Genomic DNA, 18,351 nt, shown 5'->3' with positions numbered 1-18,351 from the left:
TCTTGCCGAACGAAATGGGGGTGCCTTCCCTCTCGCAGAAGCTTGCAGCACTGATGCGTTCGAGTGGGTGCATAGGAATAAAGTTCTATTCTACTAAACATAGGGGCGCTACGTGCTTGGCAATTTTCCCTGAGGCGCTTGCGACGGATTCGGTTGTCAGTCCACTGGCCCCTGCGCAGGGAGCTGACGGGATGGATCTTGCGCAAATCGATATGTCGCCTTTGTCGAGCGGAGCGCTTAAGGATCTGGGGCGAGCAGTTACTTTCCGCCGGGCAGGCTGGGCGAGTCAGGCCAACGCTACGGCAGAAAGAATATATGAAGTGCTTGAATCGCTTGCCGCGGACGCGCCGGGAAATGCTGCCGAACGCTTGTGCGGCGACGGATCGAGTGAGCTTGCCGAGGCGGTCGAACTGGCATCGAATGCCACCCGCACTGGCGTAGGCCGCTCAGACCATGTGGCTCCGCTGGCGCACATCGCCCGCCTACTTCTGCCCACTCGACAGGCTCTCCAGGCCAAGGGAGTGGATGGCATTCAGCACGTCTATGACGGCTATAGCGCAATGATCCGCGATGGTTCGGGCGGGGACCTCTACCCCAATGCGATGGCAGCACTCGCCACCATTTCCCTCAGGCCCGGCGCTGAGATACTGCTCGGTATCGTCTACGATGCGGCATGCACGCATAGGTACCTCATGGCCAACGGATCCGTACAGGCTCGCGAGTACATTAAACGACAGGCAGAGTGCCAGCGGAATGCTAGAAGCAACGCCATGAGCTGGGCAACTGCCATGGGTGCTCCGGAGGACTTGGACCTAGCGCGTTCGTCGGAAGCACCGCTGCTGAGCATCGACCAATATCGGCGCGCCAACCTGGCCCAGGACATCATCTTGTCTCGACAGTTTGCCGAGAAGCCGCTGAATCAGCTCCAGTTACAGCGCCACGGTTCTACTGGCATCGGCGCGAGAACTCTTCACGAACTATCCGCATCTGCAAAGAAGACGGCTTATCAGGTTCGCGAAGAAGATATTGCACGTCAGTGGAAGAGCGAAGCACGCCAAGAAAGACAGGAAGTCGAAAAGCGAAAATCCGAGGTGAGTTACAACCGCGGTATCGCGTGGGAGCGAAATACTATGCGGCAGGAGCTCATGGTCGCAGGCTTCAAGGCGCTTACGGCTCGACCATTGCGCGAAGCGAAGGCTGGTTGTGTGCCTGCCCTTGGGCCGACTGCAACTCGAAACTCCACGCGGCGGGTAGCGCAGGGCCAGGTGTTGAACAGCCGGCCGGCACCGTCAATCGGTGCGCCGGGTTATGGGTCGAGGTCGTTCGTCACGGCCGCTGCTTCGACCGAACTGACACGCTCAACCGGCGCTGGCATCCAAGCGCACGTCTGGAGCGAGTCCCCCGAGCAGTTGTATATGAACGCCACAATGACATTTGCAGGACAGACCGAGGCGGGGATCGTGACATTCAATGGGAGCGTTCAATGCAGCGAACAAGAGCATCCTGGGGCAAGACTGGCTCAGTTAACACAGCGGCGTGAACGCCCACAAATTACCCGCGCCGACCCCGCGCCCCATATTACAGACGCAGGGTCGCGAGGCGGCGTGAAATTCATCCAAGTGGACCATCGCGAACGCCAAGTCCTGCTCGCTACGCGGGGCGGTATTAAGTTTGATGCAGATTCGGGCTCCAGATACGAGCTTAGCAGCAGCAAACTTCGGCTGCGCTGAGCGCTGGAACTTTGGGTCCTTGATCCAACTCCGGGGAAGGCTGCTCGAATTTTGAGGAATAAATGGGCGTCGTCTCGATTTTCGTAGGCGACGCGCTTGATCACCTTGATCTTACTGTCGATCCCCTTCTCCTGATTCGCTCTGAGGGGCCATCGGCAAGAGCCAGAATGCCTTTCAGATAGGGCTGCGGCGAACAGACTGTCGCAGAAGTTGTCGGAGGCCACGCAATGCGCGCTGCCGCCAGATATTCCACGCTTGTGCTGCATAAGCTTGAACGCAAAATTTGCTACAGCGTCTTTCAGATAGGTTACAGGATGGCGAAGCAAAGGTGGAAACTAGTAAACAGCCACTTTCTGACACGGCTCTCGACATGATCTGGGTCGAGCACCGGTCACTGTAGTGGCAGAACGCCGAATAGGTCAGAAGCTAGCGAGTGCAGTCGAGCCTATCTGATGGCCGTTCTCTACTGCATCTAATTCAAGAATCGTAACGAGTGACTAATGGAACTGGTCCAGCGACTGACGCTCACAACGTTAGGCTACTGCTGGCTAGTCTAACGGCCAGCTCGCTGTTCTTATATGATTTCTTCAGCATACATGCGGCCGCAGTCATCTGGACTCACATAGAAATCAGTCTCTGGCAGGCATGCGCGATTGAAGCACTATTTGGCGCACAGGGACGCTCGGAGTGAACCTGCCGAGAGAGCGCGGCTGCAGCACGGCCAGCTTTGTGTTCGCTGGATGCTCGATCCGCCCCCCACTCGGTCACCTGCGCTCGCTCGAGAACGTAGGTGCAACATCGAGACATGTAGTGTCTGACGGTCCCACTTCCCACGTTACCTGTAAGCAAAGTTCTTCCAATGGTCCACGCCGCGTGCCCGGCGGGACCTGCGCGCGCCCACTGGTAGGTTGGAACAAGAAATGGCTGTTCACGACGAGCCCACTTCGAGGCGTCCAACGGTTGAACGAGGGGAGGCGGTCAACCGAGCCAGGCCATTACCTCAGTACACTACTGCGCCTACTGCGCCGAGGCGACATCAGCATTGTGGGTTCAGCGTGATTGCCACGTACAGCAACACCGCTTTCACTCAGGCGATAGCTTCCGAAGGGGCTGATTCGACGAATCTGTGCACTTAGTCTGCTGCTTCGGTTGTCACGCCTGGTCCCGCAGCGATAGCAACGACCACCAGCGCGCCATGCCAGGATGATGCAGCATGTGAAGACGGCCAGCTTTCATCCGCTGCACCGCTTCATCGTGAGATCAATCGGTTCTATCCCCGATCCATGTCCTGACCGGTCAGCCGAGTAGCGCGATGAGGACCAACGCATTTTCCATCGAGACTGCGATTTCTCTTGTGAAATTCGCGGCTGCCATGTTTGCAATTATGGAAATCGCAAACTGGCTGATTGAAGCGCTTTTTCGATCTATATCGAGGTGCTACTCATCTTTGCGCCGGGCGCGACCAGCACGCGGACTGCGCGCCCGACTCCGCTAGCGTAGGTATGGGCATCGTACGCATTCTGTAAGCCGATTAGGGCTTGCGTGGCGGGCGATGCTCTGGACATCTGGGCAAACCGCAGCGAAGGGACTAAACGAATTCCCTCTGCGTAACGCAGCCTGCCCCCATTTGGCGCCATCAGCTCCGCCGTCGCCGGGAGGGAGGTGCGGTGGTCGAGACGACCTTGCATTTCTTGTCCCGCGTCAAGGCATACGCCCAGGAACTGACTCCGGGCCGCGGGTCTAATGCTCCGCTGCGCACATCGGTCCATCCGAACGCCCCGCTCGCGACGAAGGACATCTCGTCAGTACTCATCATGCAGGCCTTATTCGCCTCTGCCGGTCAGGCGCCTTTTCACACCACTTGTGCTCTTTGAGATGGGCTTTCCAGACGCGTTGGGGCTTGACTTTGCTGCCTTAGCTGGTATGCCGGGCGAAGCCGAGGCAGGGAATTCTTGCCCGCCGTTGGACTTGCTCCACGCTTTACCTTCTGCGGGGTCGGCTTTCGCACCGGATGTTCGGGGCGTCAAGCCCCTTTCGGTCCAGGTCTCGTCCGATGGCAGTCGGAATTTGGCCGCTGCATTCACGACGGACTTCGATGCGGATGAAGCTGCCCCCGCCGTCGCAAGCGGAGCGAACGCTGTAGACGCCGGCAGCAATGCCGTTGCCAGCGGAGCTAGCAGCGCTGCGCTGCGCGCCAATTCGACGACAACCCGTGCAAACACCGTATCGGTGGCGATCGCAGGGGCCGAACGGAAATTGCCAACGTAGCCGATGGAACCAAGGCCACCGGGGCAGCGCGCGCGCGTCAGCTGCAAAGAACGCTGAGGAAAGCCCCGCCACGGCTACGGCCTGAGCCGATGTGGAGCTCCAGCAGGCTATTGCCACGCCGACCAAGGAAATCGAGCCGCTCCGCGATGAGATGCAGAAGAATTCCCGGCAACTTAACCGCATTGACCGCCAAGGAGTGAGGAGCGCGGCCACGGCCCATACGAAGGCCGGTTCCGCCAACATTCAGACCGCCAATCGAATGGCCGTTGGCATTTGTACTTCCGAAGAACAGCAAACAATGCACTTAGGCTTCAGCGCCAACTCACCGACAAAGTCTCATTGTCCTTGGGTACTGCTTTCAGCGGCAGTGAGCAGTCAGCTGGCTTAGATGTGGGTGTGGCTGGTAATTCTAATAGTGAGCCTTCTGCTGACCGGTTCAAACATCAGCTCTGGAGCAAAATAATTCACCTCTCCGTACGATAATAACCACCGGGCGGATGAAGAGACGGCCAAGGCCGTCCGCGCATAGGGAGGGCGGCGTGATAGCCCTGGCAAAAAATGGAAGTGGCACCGTCTGCATCATTGAACTACAGGAAGTTCCATTATCGCTGAGGCGCTGGGAATTGCAGCTGCTATCCGGATCTAGTCGGATCCGACAATTTCAGTCTCTCGAGTTGACTAAGCTAAGAGGAGGGGCAATTTTGTGCGACGGCGCCTCAGCCTCGGCGGCGCGGACGGGGCTGAGGCTTATCGCGATAAATAAAGTGCAAAAGTACATGGGGTCTCATACTTTAACGGCCTCGGAAAGAGTGTTCTGCCGGGCTACGCGTGGCTGTATACCCGTGGCGGCAGGGTCAGGGCGCGCTGGGATCGAGGTTATCCAATAATTTCGATCAAATTCGAGTTTGGGGTGCGGCTGCGGTTGCGATGATTTGCGGTTCGAGCGCCGTGGGTATGACCTGCGGAACTGAGGTGGCGCTGAGAGGAGCGGAATGAAGAAGCTCACCCAGGAGATTTATGAGATCGCGGTGGTTGAGCCGTCAGGTGTCGGCCAGGAGGCGTATGCCGTGCTGCGGCGAATCTCCGATGTGGCCAATCACGTCGCCAAACGCCGGGGGGCGGTGGCTGAGCGCCTCGTGACAACGCGATGGGCGGTTGGCGTCACGAGAGAGCCGTCTCCTCGTCCAAGCAGTCGATCCGCGTCCACGTCGCTACCCCGTGTAGTCGCACTTCCGGAGGCACTTTCGGCGCTTCAACTACGCAGCGGGCTAGCCACTGAATTTGCCCATTGGCTGCGCGCGCATTATGAAGGCGCAATAACAATTGCAGCCTGCAACGGTACCGTGAGCGTCCTGCAAGCATGGGGGTTGCTGGCTGCGACTCCGAGCTCACCTCTGGAACAGCACGCTAAGCCGTTGCTGGAGGACTCGGGTGGAATCGTTACTGCGCAGGGACGCGACGCGTGGCTTTACGTGGGTCTGCGACTCGTCCACCGAGTATATGGGTCAGAAGTCATGAATGACACAGCCAAAGATTTCGCGCTTTGTCACCGCGACGCCGTGATTGCTGGCTTACATCATTTCGCACCAGACTTCTCGCACGATGACTTCGCCGTCCTGCGGGCCCAGCGTTGGCTGCATTCGAACGTGGCGATTGGCACTGGTCTAGAGGTGCTATGCCGCGTGGCGGGCCTACATCCCAGAACGCTGCAACGAAGATTTGTGAAGTCCACTGGGCTGTCGCCAATTGAGTATGCCCAACGCGTTCGGGTTGCTCATGCCCAGCGCCTGATTCTGCTTGGTGTCCGGATCCGTGACGTACATTATCGTGTGGGCTACGCCGATCCGAGCGCGTTCCGGCGGATTTTCTGTCGGATTAGTGGTTGCTCCCCGTCGAACTATGCTCGGGTTGCGCTTCGCGACTTTCAGCTTGGGTAATTGGGTCAGTCCAGCGAGAGCGGGCGATCAGACCGTAAGGGCGGGCCTGACTGTGGCTTGCGTCGGGACGTACGGTTGTTCGCTGTCGTGTATGCCCAAGGCGCGTTACTGGAAACGAAATGGTCTCCGGCTGAGAATATACCAAGCTTGCGGAAAGCGCCGCACTTCTGCGAGCTGATGTTGCTCTGATGCCGTATGAAATGTTTTACTATCACACTGGTTGGAATACAATCTAGGCAACAGCGAAGCCACACCCACAATCGTACAGCGGAGCCGTGGCGCGCGACGATCTTCACCTAAGCGGCCGAAGGTGCGCGTGTTACTGGACGCCACGTAGCACGGCACGTGCCGTGTTCAACAGCACGTCCGGCGTTCTCGATTTTTGACGACGTGTGGGCGCCAGGTTGGAGCGCTGCAGTAATGTCTGACTGCGGTTCGGCTGCCGAAACGACGATGATCTTCGTGCGCCCATGATTGCGCAGGCGGATCAGGACGTTGCGTCTGTCGAAATCCTCAGGCGCGGGTGTTTAGTGGACCGGCGGAACATCGGGCAGTTTTTGGGCCATCGCGAAGAGCGTGCTGGGAAGATTGAACTCGCCGGAAACGAAGAGAAGTGCGTCCGAACTGAGTAGCCAAAGAGCCCGCTGCGCAGCACTGGATGATTGTCGAGGATCATCGGAAGGTTGCCGGTACTAGAAAGTGGCATCGACTCGGTGCTCGGCGGTCCGCCCTGCTTGCGCGTCATCCGAAGTGGCTGCATTGGAGATGTGGATCGTTTCGATGCCGTAGGTAATGCCAAAACGAGCTAGGACACTGAGCTCCCATGAGCGGTGCCGCTTCTTAGCGTCCGCTGACGGGGAGCCAGATCACTTCCGCGCAGCGTCCGGCCCAGCGGTTCCCTGTGCGAAACGCGGTAGTTCTGCGCTTACTTGGTGCGGGCGGAACTGCGAGCATTCTGCTTAGGAGGGGCGGACACGGCAACCTTAGTGATCCACGGAATCTGGATGGTGAGTGCTCGATTTGCATGGTTTGATGTGCCGTTGCCTCCGGCGTCTACTGGGCGAGGTCGTGCCAGCGCGGCCTCGATCCTTGGCCGCGATCATCTACGGGAGGGGGGGGGGGGGGGGGGGGCGCCTCAGGACGTGGCCAAGATCCCGGCCTACCGGGAGGGGACACGCGCGAATAGGCTTGGTATGCCGCAATTGTTGCGAATTTTTCGAACTCCATCGATCAGGGGGGTGGGTAGCGCATAGGCTTGGTGCTTCGAATTCGATGCTCCGCGAGGTTGCATGAGCGCAATTTCCAGGATGCCCAATCTTGGCTTCCATATGGTCAGGGTATTTGTCTTCATAGCAGTGCCATTGCAACCCGCGTGGGTACGCAGGTTGCGGCCCTGCACGGGTTCTGCAGTAGACTTGTGACTGGGAAGAACGCAGCCATGCAGGCGCGGATCGGGCAGAGCAGACGTTGGCTCAAGACAGCGGAGACGATAGGCTGGCGCGTGCACGGAATGAATTTGCTCGGCTGCTTGCAGACCCTGCAGGAGAGTGTCCGCTTGTTTGTGTTCGGGCGATCGGGCTCTCAGTAGTTCAGGCGGTTGAACCGGTCCTCGTAACGTATCGTAAACTGAGCCATGGCCTCCTTCCAGCCGTGGCTGGTTTCCCGCCACTTGTTGGTGATGTTGCGTATCCCCAGCCAGATCAGCTTCATGGCTGCATCGTCCGCGGGGAAGTGGCCCCGTGTTTTGATGACCTTGCGCAGCTGCGCGTTGATGCTTTCGATGGCGTTGGTCGTGTAGATGACGCGGCGAATTGCCGGCGGGAAGGCGAAAAAGGGGATGACCCGGTCCCAGGCACGACGCCACGCCTGAGCCACCATCGGGTAGCGCTGGCCATGGGGCTGCTGTCAAAAACGTCCAGCGCTTGCTCCGCCGCGTCCAAGCTCACGGCCTGATAGATCGGCTTCAGCGCCATGGCCAGCGATTTACGGTATTTCCAGTTGGCAAAATCCAGACTGTTGCGGATCAAATGGACGACGCATGTCTGCAGTGTCGTGGCCGGATATACCGCCGCCAGCGCCTCGGGCATGCCTTTGAGGCCGTCTGTCACAGCGATCAGGATGCCATCGACCCCTCGAGTTTTCAGGTCGCTGAATACCTTCATCCAGAACTTGGCACCTTCGGTGGTCTCAATCCAGATGCTCAGGATGTCCCGGCTACCGTCGGCCTGTACGCCCAGCGCCAGATACACCGCCTTGTTACGCACAACGCCCTCGTCGCGCACCTTGACCCGTAGCGCATCGAAGAAAATCACCGGATACATCTGCTCCAGCGGCCGCTTCTGCCACTGCATCACCTCATCGAGCACCTCGTCAGTCACCGAGCTGATGAAGTCCGCCGATACCTCCGTGCCGTATTGCTCGGACAGAAACGCGCGAATGTCGCGAACGGTCATCCCTCGGGCGTACATCGCGATGATCTTGTCGTCAAAACCGGTAAATCGCCGCTCGTGCTTAGGTACTAGAATTGGCTGAAAGCTCGCCAGACGGTCACGCGGTACACCCAACTCGACCGGCCCATCATTGGTCAGCACCGTCTTCTTGCTGCTGCCGTCGCGCTGGTTCCCGGTGTCGGCTGGGCGCTCCTCACCGGAGCTGTAGCCAAGGTGCTGGCTTAGCTCTGCGCCAAGCGCTCGCTCTATCAGCGCCTTCTTCAAGCTCCCGGTGATCTCCTCGATCTGCCCAGCAGTCATTACGCCACTGGGCAGCAAGTCCAGCAGTTCTTTGGGCAGCTTGGGAAAGACACCCGCGGCCTTCTTCTCGGTCTTTTTCTTGGTCGGCATAACTGTTCCTTTTCAACATGTTAGGCCCGAACACAAAAATCCTGACACTCCCCCCTGCAGTGAACCCAAGCCGATATGCCGGGCTTACACGCGATGCCGAGAAGACCTCACAAGAAATCTTCCGGGAAGAGCTCGCACGAATCGACGCTTGCACTGCAGTAAGGGCTGCCGACATCGAGCGCCAGGCGGCCGAACTGGTCATGTTGCGCGAGCAACTGGGCCCGCATATGCGTCGATATGCAGCGTGCACCCTTCAGCTGTCCAGTTTTGCTCCCACTTAGCGAGAACGGCAGTGCTTTGGCAGAGCGTCAGTGTGAAAAGGGCGCCCCGGAGCATGCCTCTGAACCGCAGGTCCCTGCCGCTTGCGCCGCGACGGAAGTGTGCGTTGGAATGAGCATACGGGGCTTGGATTACACGGTTGGCTGAAACTACCTGCAGCATGAGGTCCGCCCACTCGGCGCACAGCTGCAGCTAGGTCAAGAGCTATTCCCGAGGTGGATGGTTCTCCAGCATCCCTTTCACCGTTGCACAGGTCTACTAAGACGGGTGGATGCTGCCTACGTCGCAGCGTGGCCTTGCTCCAGTCTTCTGCGGCGTTGCACTGGGTTCGCGCGTCAGAAGTAGGGCCGGCGAACTCACGGAGACAGCGTACTCAATGGTCACTTCGAAATCGATGACCTTTGCGTAACGCCTTATAATGGCGGACTGGATGTAGTTAACGCTGCCGAGCGCCGAGTATCACTTCACACAGCCTTCGTTGTGAGTGCGGCCAAACATCACGCTCGCCCTGCACCATTGGCCGCCAACTCAGCCAGCGGAAGCTCGAGCCATTTGGCCGCCGTAGGCCTGCTGAGCCTTCAATAGGTGCTCACTCTCGAAGTTTTTTGAGCACGAGACGTGCCCTCGGTGCAGTGTGTATGAAGCGATACGTGTGAAGACAGCGGAGGTTCACCCATCCTCAACACCTAATCGATATTGAATAGCCACTGCATGCCAATGTTCGAACTGCCTTTGTGGTCATTTCGAAAAAATTCGAAAATAACACGAGGGGTGGGCATGCTCAAATAGGCTTTGCCCGGACGTCAGAGCCGGATCATCTGGCTGTACTTACTGTAATTCAATTACGAGGATAGAGAAATGAAGAAAATCATTCTGGCGACCAGCCTTGCTGCGATTGCAGGAGCCGCATCGATGAGCGCGCAGGCCGCCTCGGGCACCATCACCATTACCGGCGAGGTGTCCGATGTGACCTGCCCGATTACGCCGGGTGGCGGTGGCGGTACGGCCGGTGACATCAACGTGCAGCTGCCGAAGGCACTGAAGGGCGATCTGGCGGCGTCGGGCGCAACCACGGGACAGAAAGCGTTCGACATTCAGATCGGTGCAACGGGCTCCGGCGGTTGCGGCTCCGCGCCGCTGAAGTTGACATTCGGTGGCGTCAACGTTGACACAGACGGTCTCCTCAAGAACACCGTCGTCGGCGGTACTGACGCGAAGGTCGAACTGCTCCACGATGGTGTGCCGCTGAACCTGACTAATGCGGAGATTCCCGACATTGTCGCCGAAACCGCCCCGGTGACCTTGAAGATGGCGGCCCAGTACCGCGCTGCGAATGCTGGAGTCACTGAGGGTGAGCTGTCCACCAGCGTTGATCTGAACCTGGAAGTCCAGTAAGTGGGATGCCCCCCTCCTTTCCGATCAGGAGGAAAGGGGGGGGGGGGCTATGCAAATCAACGCCGTCGACGGGGAGAATGGGTATGAACAGTATGAGGTCATTGGCCGTTTGGACCTGCGGCGCGATTATCTCGATCTATGGAAGCGCTCAGGCCGGGCAGCTTGGCGCGACGCGACTGATCTTTAATGAGGGCGAGAAGGATGCCTCAATTGACTTTATCAACACCACGGACCGCTGCGTGGGTCTAGCGGTGTGGACTTCAGATCGGTCGATAACAGACAAAGCCCGCAAATTGGATCCGACGGCAGAGCGCACCCCGATTGTATTAAAGCAGCCACCCAAGTCGATTGTTGGCCCAAGGGCGACGCAGTCTATTCGCCTGAGCTATGAGGGAGAATTCCCAAGGGCCGTGGAAGCGCTGTATTGGTTCACCGCGTATGAAGTTACGCTGCCGCCGGATAAGTGCAAAGTTGCTAATCGGTCGCTGGCCGACGCCGATGCCGAGGTTGAGAAGGCGCTGGCGGACCGTGCCCAAGCAGCCGCTCACAATAATGGAGCGATCACGGCGGGACTGGAGATTGCCGTGGCCACGCACATTAAAGTGCTAGTACGGCCCAAGGAGCTCAAGGCCAAGTCGTCGTATGCCGAGGCAAGCAAACGGCTTTCCTGGGTTGTTTCCCAACAGCAGGGTGAGGCCGTGCTAGTAGCGTCCAATCCTAGCAATTACCACATTCATCTTGCCGTTGTCAGTTTCAACGGCAAGGAACTTTCGTCCGACAACGGGGTGATGGGACTCACGGTGACGCCACAGGGGCATATTTCCTTCCCCCTGGAAGGGGTGCCGCGCGCCAAGTCCGACAAAGTTGTGGCCAAGATCGTCAACGACTACGGCGGTAAGACTGAAGAGCAGTGGACGCTGTAAGCGGTCACATTAATTGGCCCATTCTTATCAGTTTTTATGCTTGAGCCTGTGTAACAGGACAGGCCCTTCATAGGACACGTCCCCATGCACCCCACCGCTGCGTCCCGTATCCGCCCGTGGCGTCCCAATGCGCTCTCCGTGGCCTTGGCTATGGTCTGTGCTTCTGCGGCTGGCGCCGCAAACGCTCTTCAGGGTCCTGTAGTTGAAGACGCTATGCGTCCGCAACGTGAAGTGGCTCAGCTGGGTCGAAACGTTTCGCCGATTGCGTCGCTCAGCAGCGCGAACTTCACTGCCGACATGTTTGTGGGCAGCGGCACCTCCCAGCCAGGTATCTATGAACTTGACGTTAAGGTGAATGGTCAGTGGGTTCAGCGTCGTTCGATTGAGCTGCGCACGGACCAGCAAGGCCACCTTCAGCCGTGCCTGAGTTTAGCCAACCTGCAGGAGTGGGGGCTGGACACGATGAGATTGGAGGCTGCCCGCGTTGACGGCACGATCCAAGCCCAGTCCATTCCGGCCGAAGGCAGCTTCTGCCAGGACCTGAGGACCTTCATCCCTGAGGCATCGGTGATCGCGGACACCGCTCAGCTGAACTTGCAGGTGACCTTTCCGCAACTTTACGTTTTGCGCCAGGCACGCGATTGGGTCGACCCAGCGCACTGGGATGACGGCGTTACCGCCGCAACAGTCCGCTACAACCTCAATGCCTATCGCAACGAGTACGGTGACCAGTCCAGGCAGAGCGCGTCGATGGGCCTGAACGCCGGTCTGAACGTGGGTCCGTGGCGCCTCCGTCACGATGGCTATCTGCGCTGGAGCGAGGGCCTCGGCAATAGTTACGACGCCAGCAACACCTACCTTCAGCGCGACATACGTCCGCTGGGAGCTCAATTGCTGCTGGGTCAGTCCTACTCGCGTGGTGATTTGTTCAGCAGTGTCGGGTTTACCGGCGCGCAGATTTACTCCGACGAGCGCATGCTTCCCAGCTCACAGCGCGGGTTTGCGCCGACCGTTCGTGGCGTGGCCAATGGCAACTCTACGGTCTCAATCTATCAGCAGGGACGGCTGATCCATGAAGTTAGCGTGGCAAACGGCCCCTTTGAGATTAGCGATCTTTATCCCACCTCCTACGGTGGCGATTTGGAGATAGTCATCACCGCGGCTAATGGCAGCGCCCAGCGCTTCATGCAAACCTACGCGTCTGTGCCGCAGCTGCTGCGTCCGGGGCAGAATCGCTTCAGTCTGACTGCGGGTCGCGTGCGAAGCTGGGACGGGGTAGATGAGCCGTATCTGGTGGAAGGGACTTGGCGGCGAGGCATCAACAACGCGCTGACGGGGTACGCAGGTATGCGAAGCTCCGAGGGTTATTTGGCAACTGTGTTGGGTGCGGCTATCAACCTTCGTATCGGTGCTCTGGCGGCCGACGTTACTGCGTCGCGTGCAGACAACCCTTCTGGTGGCGCCGAGTTACAGGGCCAGTCGTATCGCCTAACCTACAGCAAGGAATTGGTGCCGCGTAAGACCAACGTTTCCCTAGCCGCGTATCGCTACTCCACCGCCCACTATCGCGAGTTGAGTGACCATATCCGCGACGGCCAACGAGTGGGAGATGTCGGCTTCGGCAGCTACTATAATTACCGACAGCGCAGTCGCTTCAACATTAGCCTCAGTCAGCGCTTGAGTGATGGATGGGGCACGCTGTGGTTGGGCGGTAATATGAGTACTTACTGGGATGGACGGCGCGATCAAACGACCTACAATCTGGGCTACAGCAACCAATGGCGTCGGCTGAGCATCGGCGCCACGATCCAGCGGAGCCAGATCAGTACGGGGATAGAAACCCGCAATGACACTCAATACGGTCTGACACTGTCTTTGCCATTGGGGGATGCGGGCTACCGTTCTCCTCGATTGAGCACCGCCGTCAATCAGAGTGATTACGGAACCTCCCTTCGCGCGGGTATCTCAGCGTCGCCGACTCAGGCCTTCTCGTACGGCGTTGGCCTGGGCCGCGACGAGCGTGCACGCGCTAGTGCTGACGCGAACGTGGCCTATAACAGTCGCTACGCGGGCTTCAATGGCTACTACAGCCGCAGCGATGATAGTCAATCGTTGTCGCTGGGTATGCAGGGTGGCCTAGTGGTCCACGGTGGCGGCGTAACCTTGGCGCCGAACCTGGGGGACACGGTGGCGCTGGTTAGCGCTGCAGGTGCCGCTGGGGCGCGAATCAACGGCGATGTAACTCGCGTCGACCGTCGCGGCTACGCGGTGGTCGGCAGTGTCAGTCCTTATCGCATGAACACAATCCAGATCGATCCGTCCGGTATTGACGATAGGATCCAGATTTTGTCGAGCAACAGTGGCGTTGCCCCTACGCTGGGCGCGGTGGTGCCCGTGGTGTTTCGCACCCAACGTTCGGGGGCGACCCGTTTGGCTTATGGCAAGGACAGCGCAGGGAGACTGCTATCATTTGGAGCCGAAATCAGTGATCCGGAAGGGCAGATGGTCGGTATGGTGGGTCAGGGCGGCCAAATGTGGCTGGCTTTCAATCAGGAGCAGACGGCCTACGTGCTGGTCAAGGATCAGGACCGTGTCCTACGCTGTGAATTGACCGGCGAACTGCAAGAACTGACATGCGTCACGGGTAAGTAACTTTCGAGGGTGGTTGGCCGCTCCGCTCTACCTTTCGTGCAGCCGGGGGGGGGGGCGTCGAGCGACACACAGGTCAGCCAATTCGGCCCTCCGCATACGCGTTAAGCACTGCTGCGAACCGCTCACTCGAATCGGAGAAACTGCGGAGCTCAAACCTTGCAGCCGTGCTTACAGCGGGAGAACTATGTTAGGGCCGCCTGATACATCGATGCGTTCTGAAATACCCGGGCCGCATCCAAGTTGTGAATGCGCGTAAAGCGCACGATAGTCTGACTGCGCTGGGAGCGAAGTGGACAGGCGCTAGCCCGGAGCTGTAAGGCTGCAGATTAACCTACGCTAGAGCCGTTTTCCAATATATTCGAGAACGTCCTCCTGGATCATACCCCTACGTTTTCCGTCTGAAGCTGAATGATCCAAAGCCAACTGCCATCTAGCTTCCATGAATCGCCGAGGAGCTTTCTGTGAAAAAGATGAATATAATTACGCTCTTATCTGTTGTCGCAATTATTGGGTACTCCCCGGTTGCATCCGCCTTCTGCGACTACAAGCAGCCATTGCCTCAACTAAATATCGAGGGTGAACAGTTCCTCGGCTCTTGGGACTCGCGGAGATACGCCGTGGGAGAGGTTGTTCGGAAATTCTTCGTCACTGCCGACGGAGCAGCGATAATCACGTGCAACGGGGTGGGTGGTCAACGTGGCGAGGGTTGGAGTACGAATATTCAATTCTACGGTACCAATCTTGGGCTGCAACAGGACGCGGATGGGGGGATATACTTTTCAAGTGCGCCACAGGTTGGTTTTCGATTTTCCCTCTACACCCCGGAAGGAATTGACGGTTCAATTAACGTTTCTGCTGGGGCGGCTAGTATTTCTTACCAGCTCGTGCCCGAGCAAAACGTGGCCGCGGACTACATTTTGCTGTCGCCTGGAGTTTTCGGCGTCATTGAGGCATATAAGAGAACGGAAGCTGGCGGCGATGTCGATTTGTCACTGGCAAATGGGGCGGACATGATTCAGTTCTTCATCCGAAGCTTCGATGGGCAGGGTTCGGGGTCAATTGTTAGGCGCGCTACTCAGAAGCGGGTTCTGCTTACCGATGTGCGTAAGCCAAGCTGTGAGATCGCCGTAAGTGATCTGCGTTGGGATAATGTAAGAATAAAGACCAGTGCCAGCGGCGATGTACTGGACAGTAAGCAAGTCGAGTTTGTAGTCAACTGCGACGGCGGAGACCCAGGGCAGGACAACATTGCGATCATAAGTGCTCGCGACGGGTACAATTCGGGCAACTCGTCAAGTCGCTTGTTTGCGTCCGCTAACTCTACCGCACGAGGTGTTGAGGTCGAACTACTGCGCAGAGATGGCGCTCCCGTTAGATTTGATGATTATGCTGGAGGGGCGTGGCAGGATTCGATAAAATACACCGCGGGAAATCATTCCATTCCGTTTACAGTCAATATTGTCAAAAAGAGTGATGAGATGCTTGAGGAGGGGCGGTTTGAATTTCAGGCGGTCTTTGATGTCAATTACTACTAGGCCGAGCGAGACTTGTCTTCGACATCTCTTCTGGGCTTAACATAATTTGTATTGAGGTGCGCATTTTGCGCTGCCCGTTCGAGGTCTCTAGTTATGTGAGACCGTTACGTTCTCCAGTGGAGCTGCGGAAATGGACAGGCGCCTACGATGGTCGGCACCTCGGGCCATCATGACCGGAATGGGCTGCAGAGGACGATCACAGATCGCGGTCTTCCGTACTGGTCCGCGCGATGGTTGCCAGCGAAAGCGGTAAGGCTCTGGAAGAAAGCGAACCTTTTCAGGCAGGCGCGGCTGCGACCGCTGAAGGCCAGATACGAGCATAACGCGGGCCTGGGGTTGGGTGACCGCGGCCCGCGCAGCGACCATCACTCCATCGGCGCTGTCGCCCATGTTGAAGTCTGTCACAGCTACTGCGAACTTGGCTTTCACCCACCGAAGGACGGTGGCTTCGCCCCGTTGCCGACGAAATTGACTTGGAAGCCCGCGAATTAAGGGCGTCGACGGCGACTCCGCACTCAACGTCACCAATCCTTCGCCATCGACGTCCCAGTGCAAGCAGCTTCTCGCGCTGGTTGTGCATCCGCCGGCATCGGCGTTACTAATCCGCCCAGGTTGCATTATCAGGCCGCGGTGTCCAAGGAGATCTGCTCGATGATGGCCCACCTCAACTTTGTTCCTCACTGTGTGGGCTGCTGCGTCCTCTGCCATCTCTCTGGCATACCCATGTTCGCTGTGCCGATCCCGAAGCTTTATCTGAACCCGTGTTCTGTAGGGACCCGGCCAACGAGCACCGCTCGTAGCGTCCCAGTCGGCGAAGCGGAGACGTTAGCGCCATATCTCACAGATCGGTCCTTGCTCGAATTGGTAGGAGGACGAGTCGTTCGGTGCTTCCCGAACTAGTTGGCCATGATCAATAACGCTTAGCCGGAAAGCAGGGCATAGTGAGCCACCTGCGCCTTGATTTGCGAAGGAGATTGTCCAGACTCTCGAATACAATCCGACTTCTTCCCATGTCATGGCTTGCGCCTTTCCCGAACGAACCGTGGTCAAGATTGGTGGCGTGGCTCAGGAGAAGGAAATCGCGCTACGCCTGATCGAACCGGCAGGCCGAACCAGAGCGCTTACGGTGAGTCGTTCAACGGGCGCCTGCGCGACGGATGGCTGAACGAGCACTGGTTCCAGATGTTGCGGCAACCCAGGGCGGTATCGAAAGCTGGCGACGTGATTACAACTGAAATCGGCGTAAACGAGTAACTGGCGGGCTGATGCCCGCCCAGTACGCCACACAGTTGGCCGGCAGGGGGATAATATCAGTGCCGGGCTCTAAAGCTGCCGACTACTCAGGACGGCGGACGTCGGTGAAAGGCCCATGCTGCCGGCACGGATTTAGGTACCCTACTACCTGTGGAGTAGCAAGTTCGGCGGCGTCAGGGTGCCGGCGCAAAAGCGGCTCAAAGAGCTAGACGCGGAGAATGCGCGGCTGAAGCAGCTGCTGCCCGAGCAGTTGTTGGAAAACGAGGTCATCAAGGACGCTTTGCGGAAAAAGTGGTGAGTGCATCGGCACGCGTGATGCGGGTGCGGAATCTGATGCAGCGAGGGCTCACTGAGCGGCCAGCATGGGCAGTGGTGAGAATGAGCGCTAGCGCACTGCGCTACGTCCCGTCGCCTGATCGCAATGTCGAACGGCGCGAAAGGACCTGACTCTGTGCGATGGGCGCACTGAGCTCATGCATTAGCTGATTCTGGCACCGCACGTAACGAATCTGCCTGGACTATTGATGGAGCCGCGACTCCTGCAAGGCGTCCGCAAAATGCACGGCGGGACTCTCGGCGGGCGCCCGGGCTCGCGCGGATGACGGGCCCGCGGCAACGAATAGCCCTGCCGTGTAGGGTGCGTCCCTGCAGGCCGGGCAGATTGCCGAACCCGTAGCTGGGCGAGAGGCCGTGCCCGTGATCGCCCGTATCGTGCTTCTCCGCGACACGGGCTAGTTGTCGCCGTCAGCAGTGCGTCGGACGACATCAGCAGTGCGCCAAGCCAGCAGGCTAATATAGGGCATGTGGTGCAGGTGCACGGGCCATGCCTGTTGGCCTACAGGATCACCGACACCGCATACCCATCGCCCGCCGCACCAGGATGGATGCCGGTCTCACTCATGATCTGCCCGCACCACCCCCGCCTGACAGGAAGTCGGCACGACATCTTTTCGCGCTTCAAAAGCGCAGCCGTCACGTGACACGCGCTCGACGCGACGACAGTCGGCGTCTGATAATTGCTCGGGATAGGCCTTCGAAGACAAAATTTGCGAGCTCTATGAATGCAACATAAAAACTACAAACGCAAGAATCAAAATTGCGTTATCGAGGGTGAGCCCATTGGTCGCCATCAAATTGCACCCGTTTGGACGTGAAAGTACGTTGTTTCGGTGCCTTTAGATCTCACGGCCATGCGGTCCGGCGTGTGAAAGTTGCTTGTCGTCATCTAGCGGAACAGCCTTAGCGCCAGTTCGTGAACGGCCATTTCTTGATCAGGTTATTATGCCAAGGCATGCGACGGCTTGCGTCGCTCGGCTAGTGCTTCCGCGGACCAATCGCTACCCCCTTCGCTGTCCTGTAGACATCAGGACACCAAGTGGCCCTGACAGTGGATACTCAGCGTCCGGACGAGACTTGTCGGCGGAACGGGCCAATGAGCAGCAGAACGGAAACATGAGCGTAAGCTCCACTTGGAAAGACGCTGTATACGTCTGCATCATGTCCCGGACCTTGGGCGCACAGCTACGCAATCCGTAGCC

The 18,351-nt window shown here is 58.3% G+C and carries 6 protein-coding genes and 3 pseudogenes; 8 read left to right on the top strand and 1 reads right to left on the bottom strand.

All coding sequences use genetic code 11. The features are described 5' to 3' along the window. Positions 1-191 precede the first annotated feature (191 nt). A complete protein-coding gene (locus G4G00_RS12465; RefSeq protein WP_240336147.1) occupies positions 192-1,730 on the top strand; it encodes a hypothetical protein in 1,539 nt (512 codons plus the stop codon). 3,260 nt (positions 1,731-4,990) lie between these two features. After that, entirely contained in the window at positions 4,991-5,935 is a 945-nt protein-coding gene (locus tag G4G00_RS12460; protein WP_164273994.1) for a helix-turn-helix domain-containing protein, read from the top strand. A 1,581-nt stretch (positions 5,936-7,516) separates the two neighbouring features. On the opposite strand, the pseudogene G4G00_RS12455 reads toward G4G00_RS12460, so the two are convergent. Further along, positions 7,517-8,775 (bottom strand): annotated as a pseudogene (locus G4G00_RS12455) (IS256 family transposase). A gap of 1,137 nt (positions 8,776-9,912) precedes the next feature. Between G4G00_RS12455 and G4G00_RS12450 the strand changes: the two are divergent. From G4G00_RS12450 to G4G00_RS22015, 6 genes and pseudogenes are all read left to right on the top strand, one after another. Further along, entirely contained in the window at positions 9,913-10,449 is a 537-nt protein-coding gene (locus G4G00_RS12450) for a type 1 fimbrial protein (protein ID WP_164273991.1), read from the top strand. A gap of 83 nt (positions 10,450-10,532) precedes the next feature. Continuing rightward, positions 10,533-11,372 (top strand): molecular chaperone, encoded by an 840-nt coding sequence (locus G4G00_RS12445; RefSeq protein ID WP_164273988.1) that lies wholly within the window; start codon positions 10,533-10,535, stop codon positions 11,370-11,372. A gap of 213 nt (positions 11,373-11,585) precedes the next feature. Continuing rightward, positions 11,586-14,024 carry a fimbria/pilus outer membrane usher protein gene (locus tag G4G00_RS12440; protein WP_164273985.1) on the top strand — a complete coding sequence of 813 codons (2,439 nt, stop codon included), beginning with the start codon at positions 11,586-11,588 and terminating at the stop codon, positions 14,022-14,024. 470 nt (positions 14,025-14,494) lie between these two features. Beyond that, positions 14,495-15,559 carry a fimbrial protein gene (locus G4G00_RS12435; RefSeq protein ID WP_240336156.1) on the top strand — a complete coding sequence of 355 codons (1,065 nt, stop codon included), beginning with the start codon at positions 14,495-14,497 and terminating at the stop codon, positions 15,557-15,559. A gap of 1,063 nt (positions 15,560-16,622) precedes the next feature. Next, a pseudogene (locus tag G4G00_RS12430) lies at positions 16,623-16,886 on the top strand (transposase); the annotation flags it as partial. 31 nt (positions 16,887-16,917) lie between these two features. Next, positions 16,918-17,254 (top strand): annotated as a pseudogene (locus G4G00_RS22015) (IS3 family transposase); the annotation flags it as partial. Positions 17,255-18,351: the final 1,097 nt, after the last annotated feature.

Origin of the sequence: Stenotrophomonas sp. B1-1, assembly GCF_010894375.1 — a bacterium.
GTDB lineage: Bacteria > Pseudomonadota > Gammaproteobacteria > Xanthomonadales > Xanthomonadaceae > Stenotrophomonas.
This window is presented reverse-complemented; position numbering and strand designations above follow the sequence as displayed.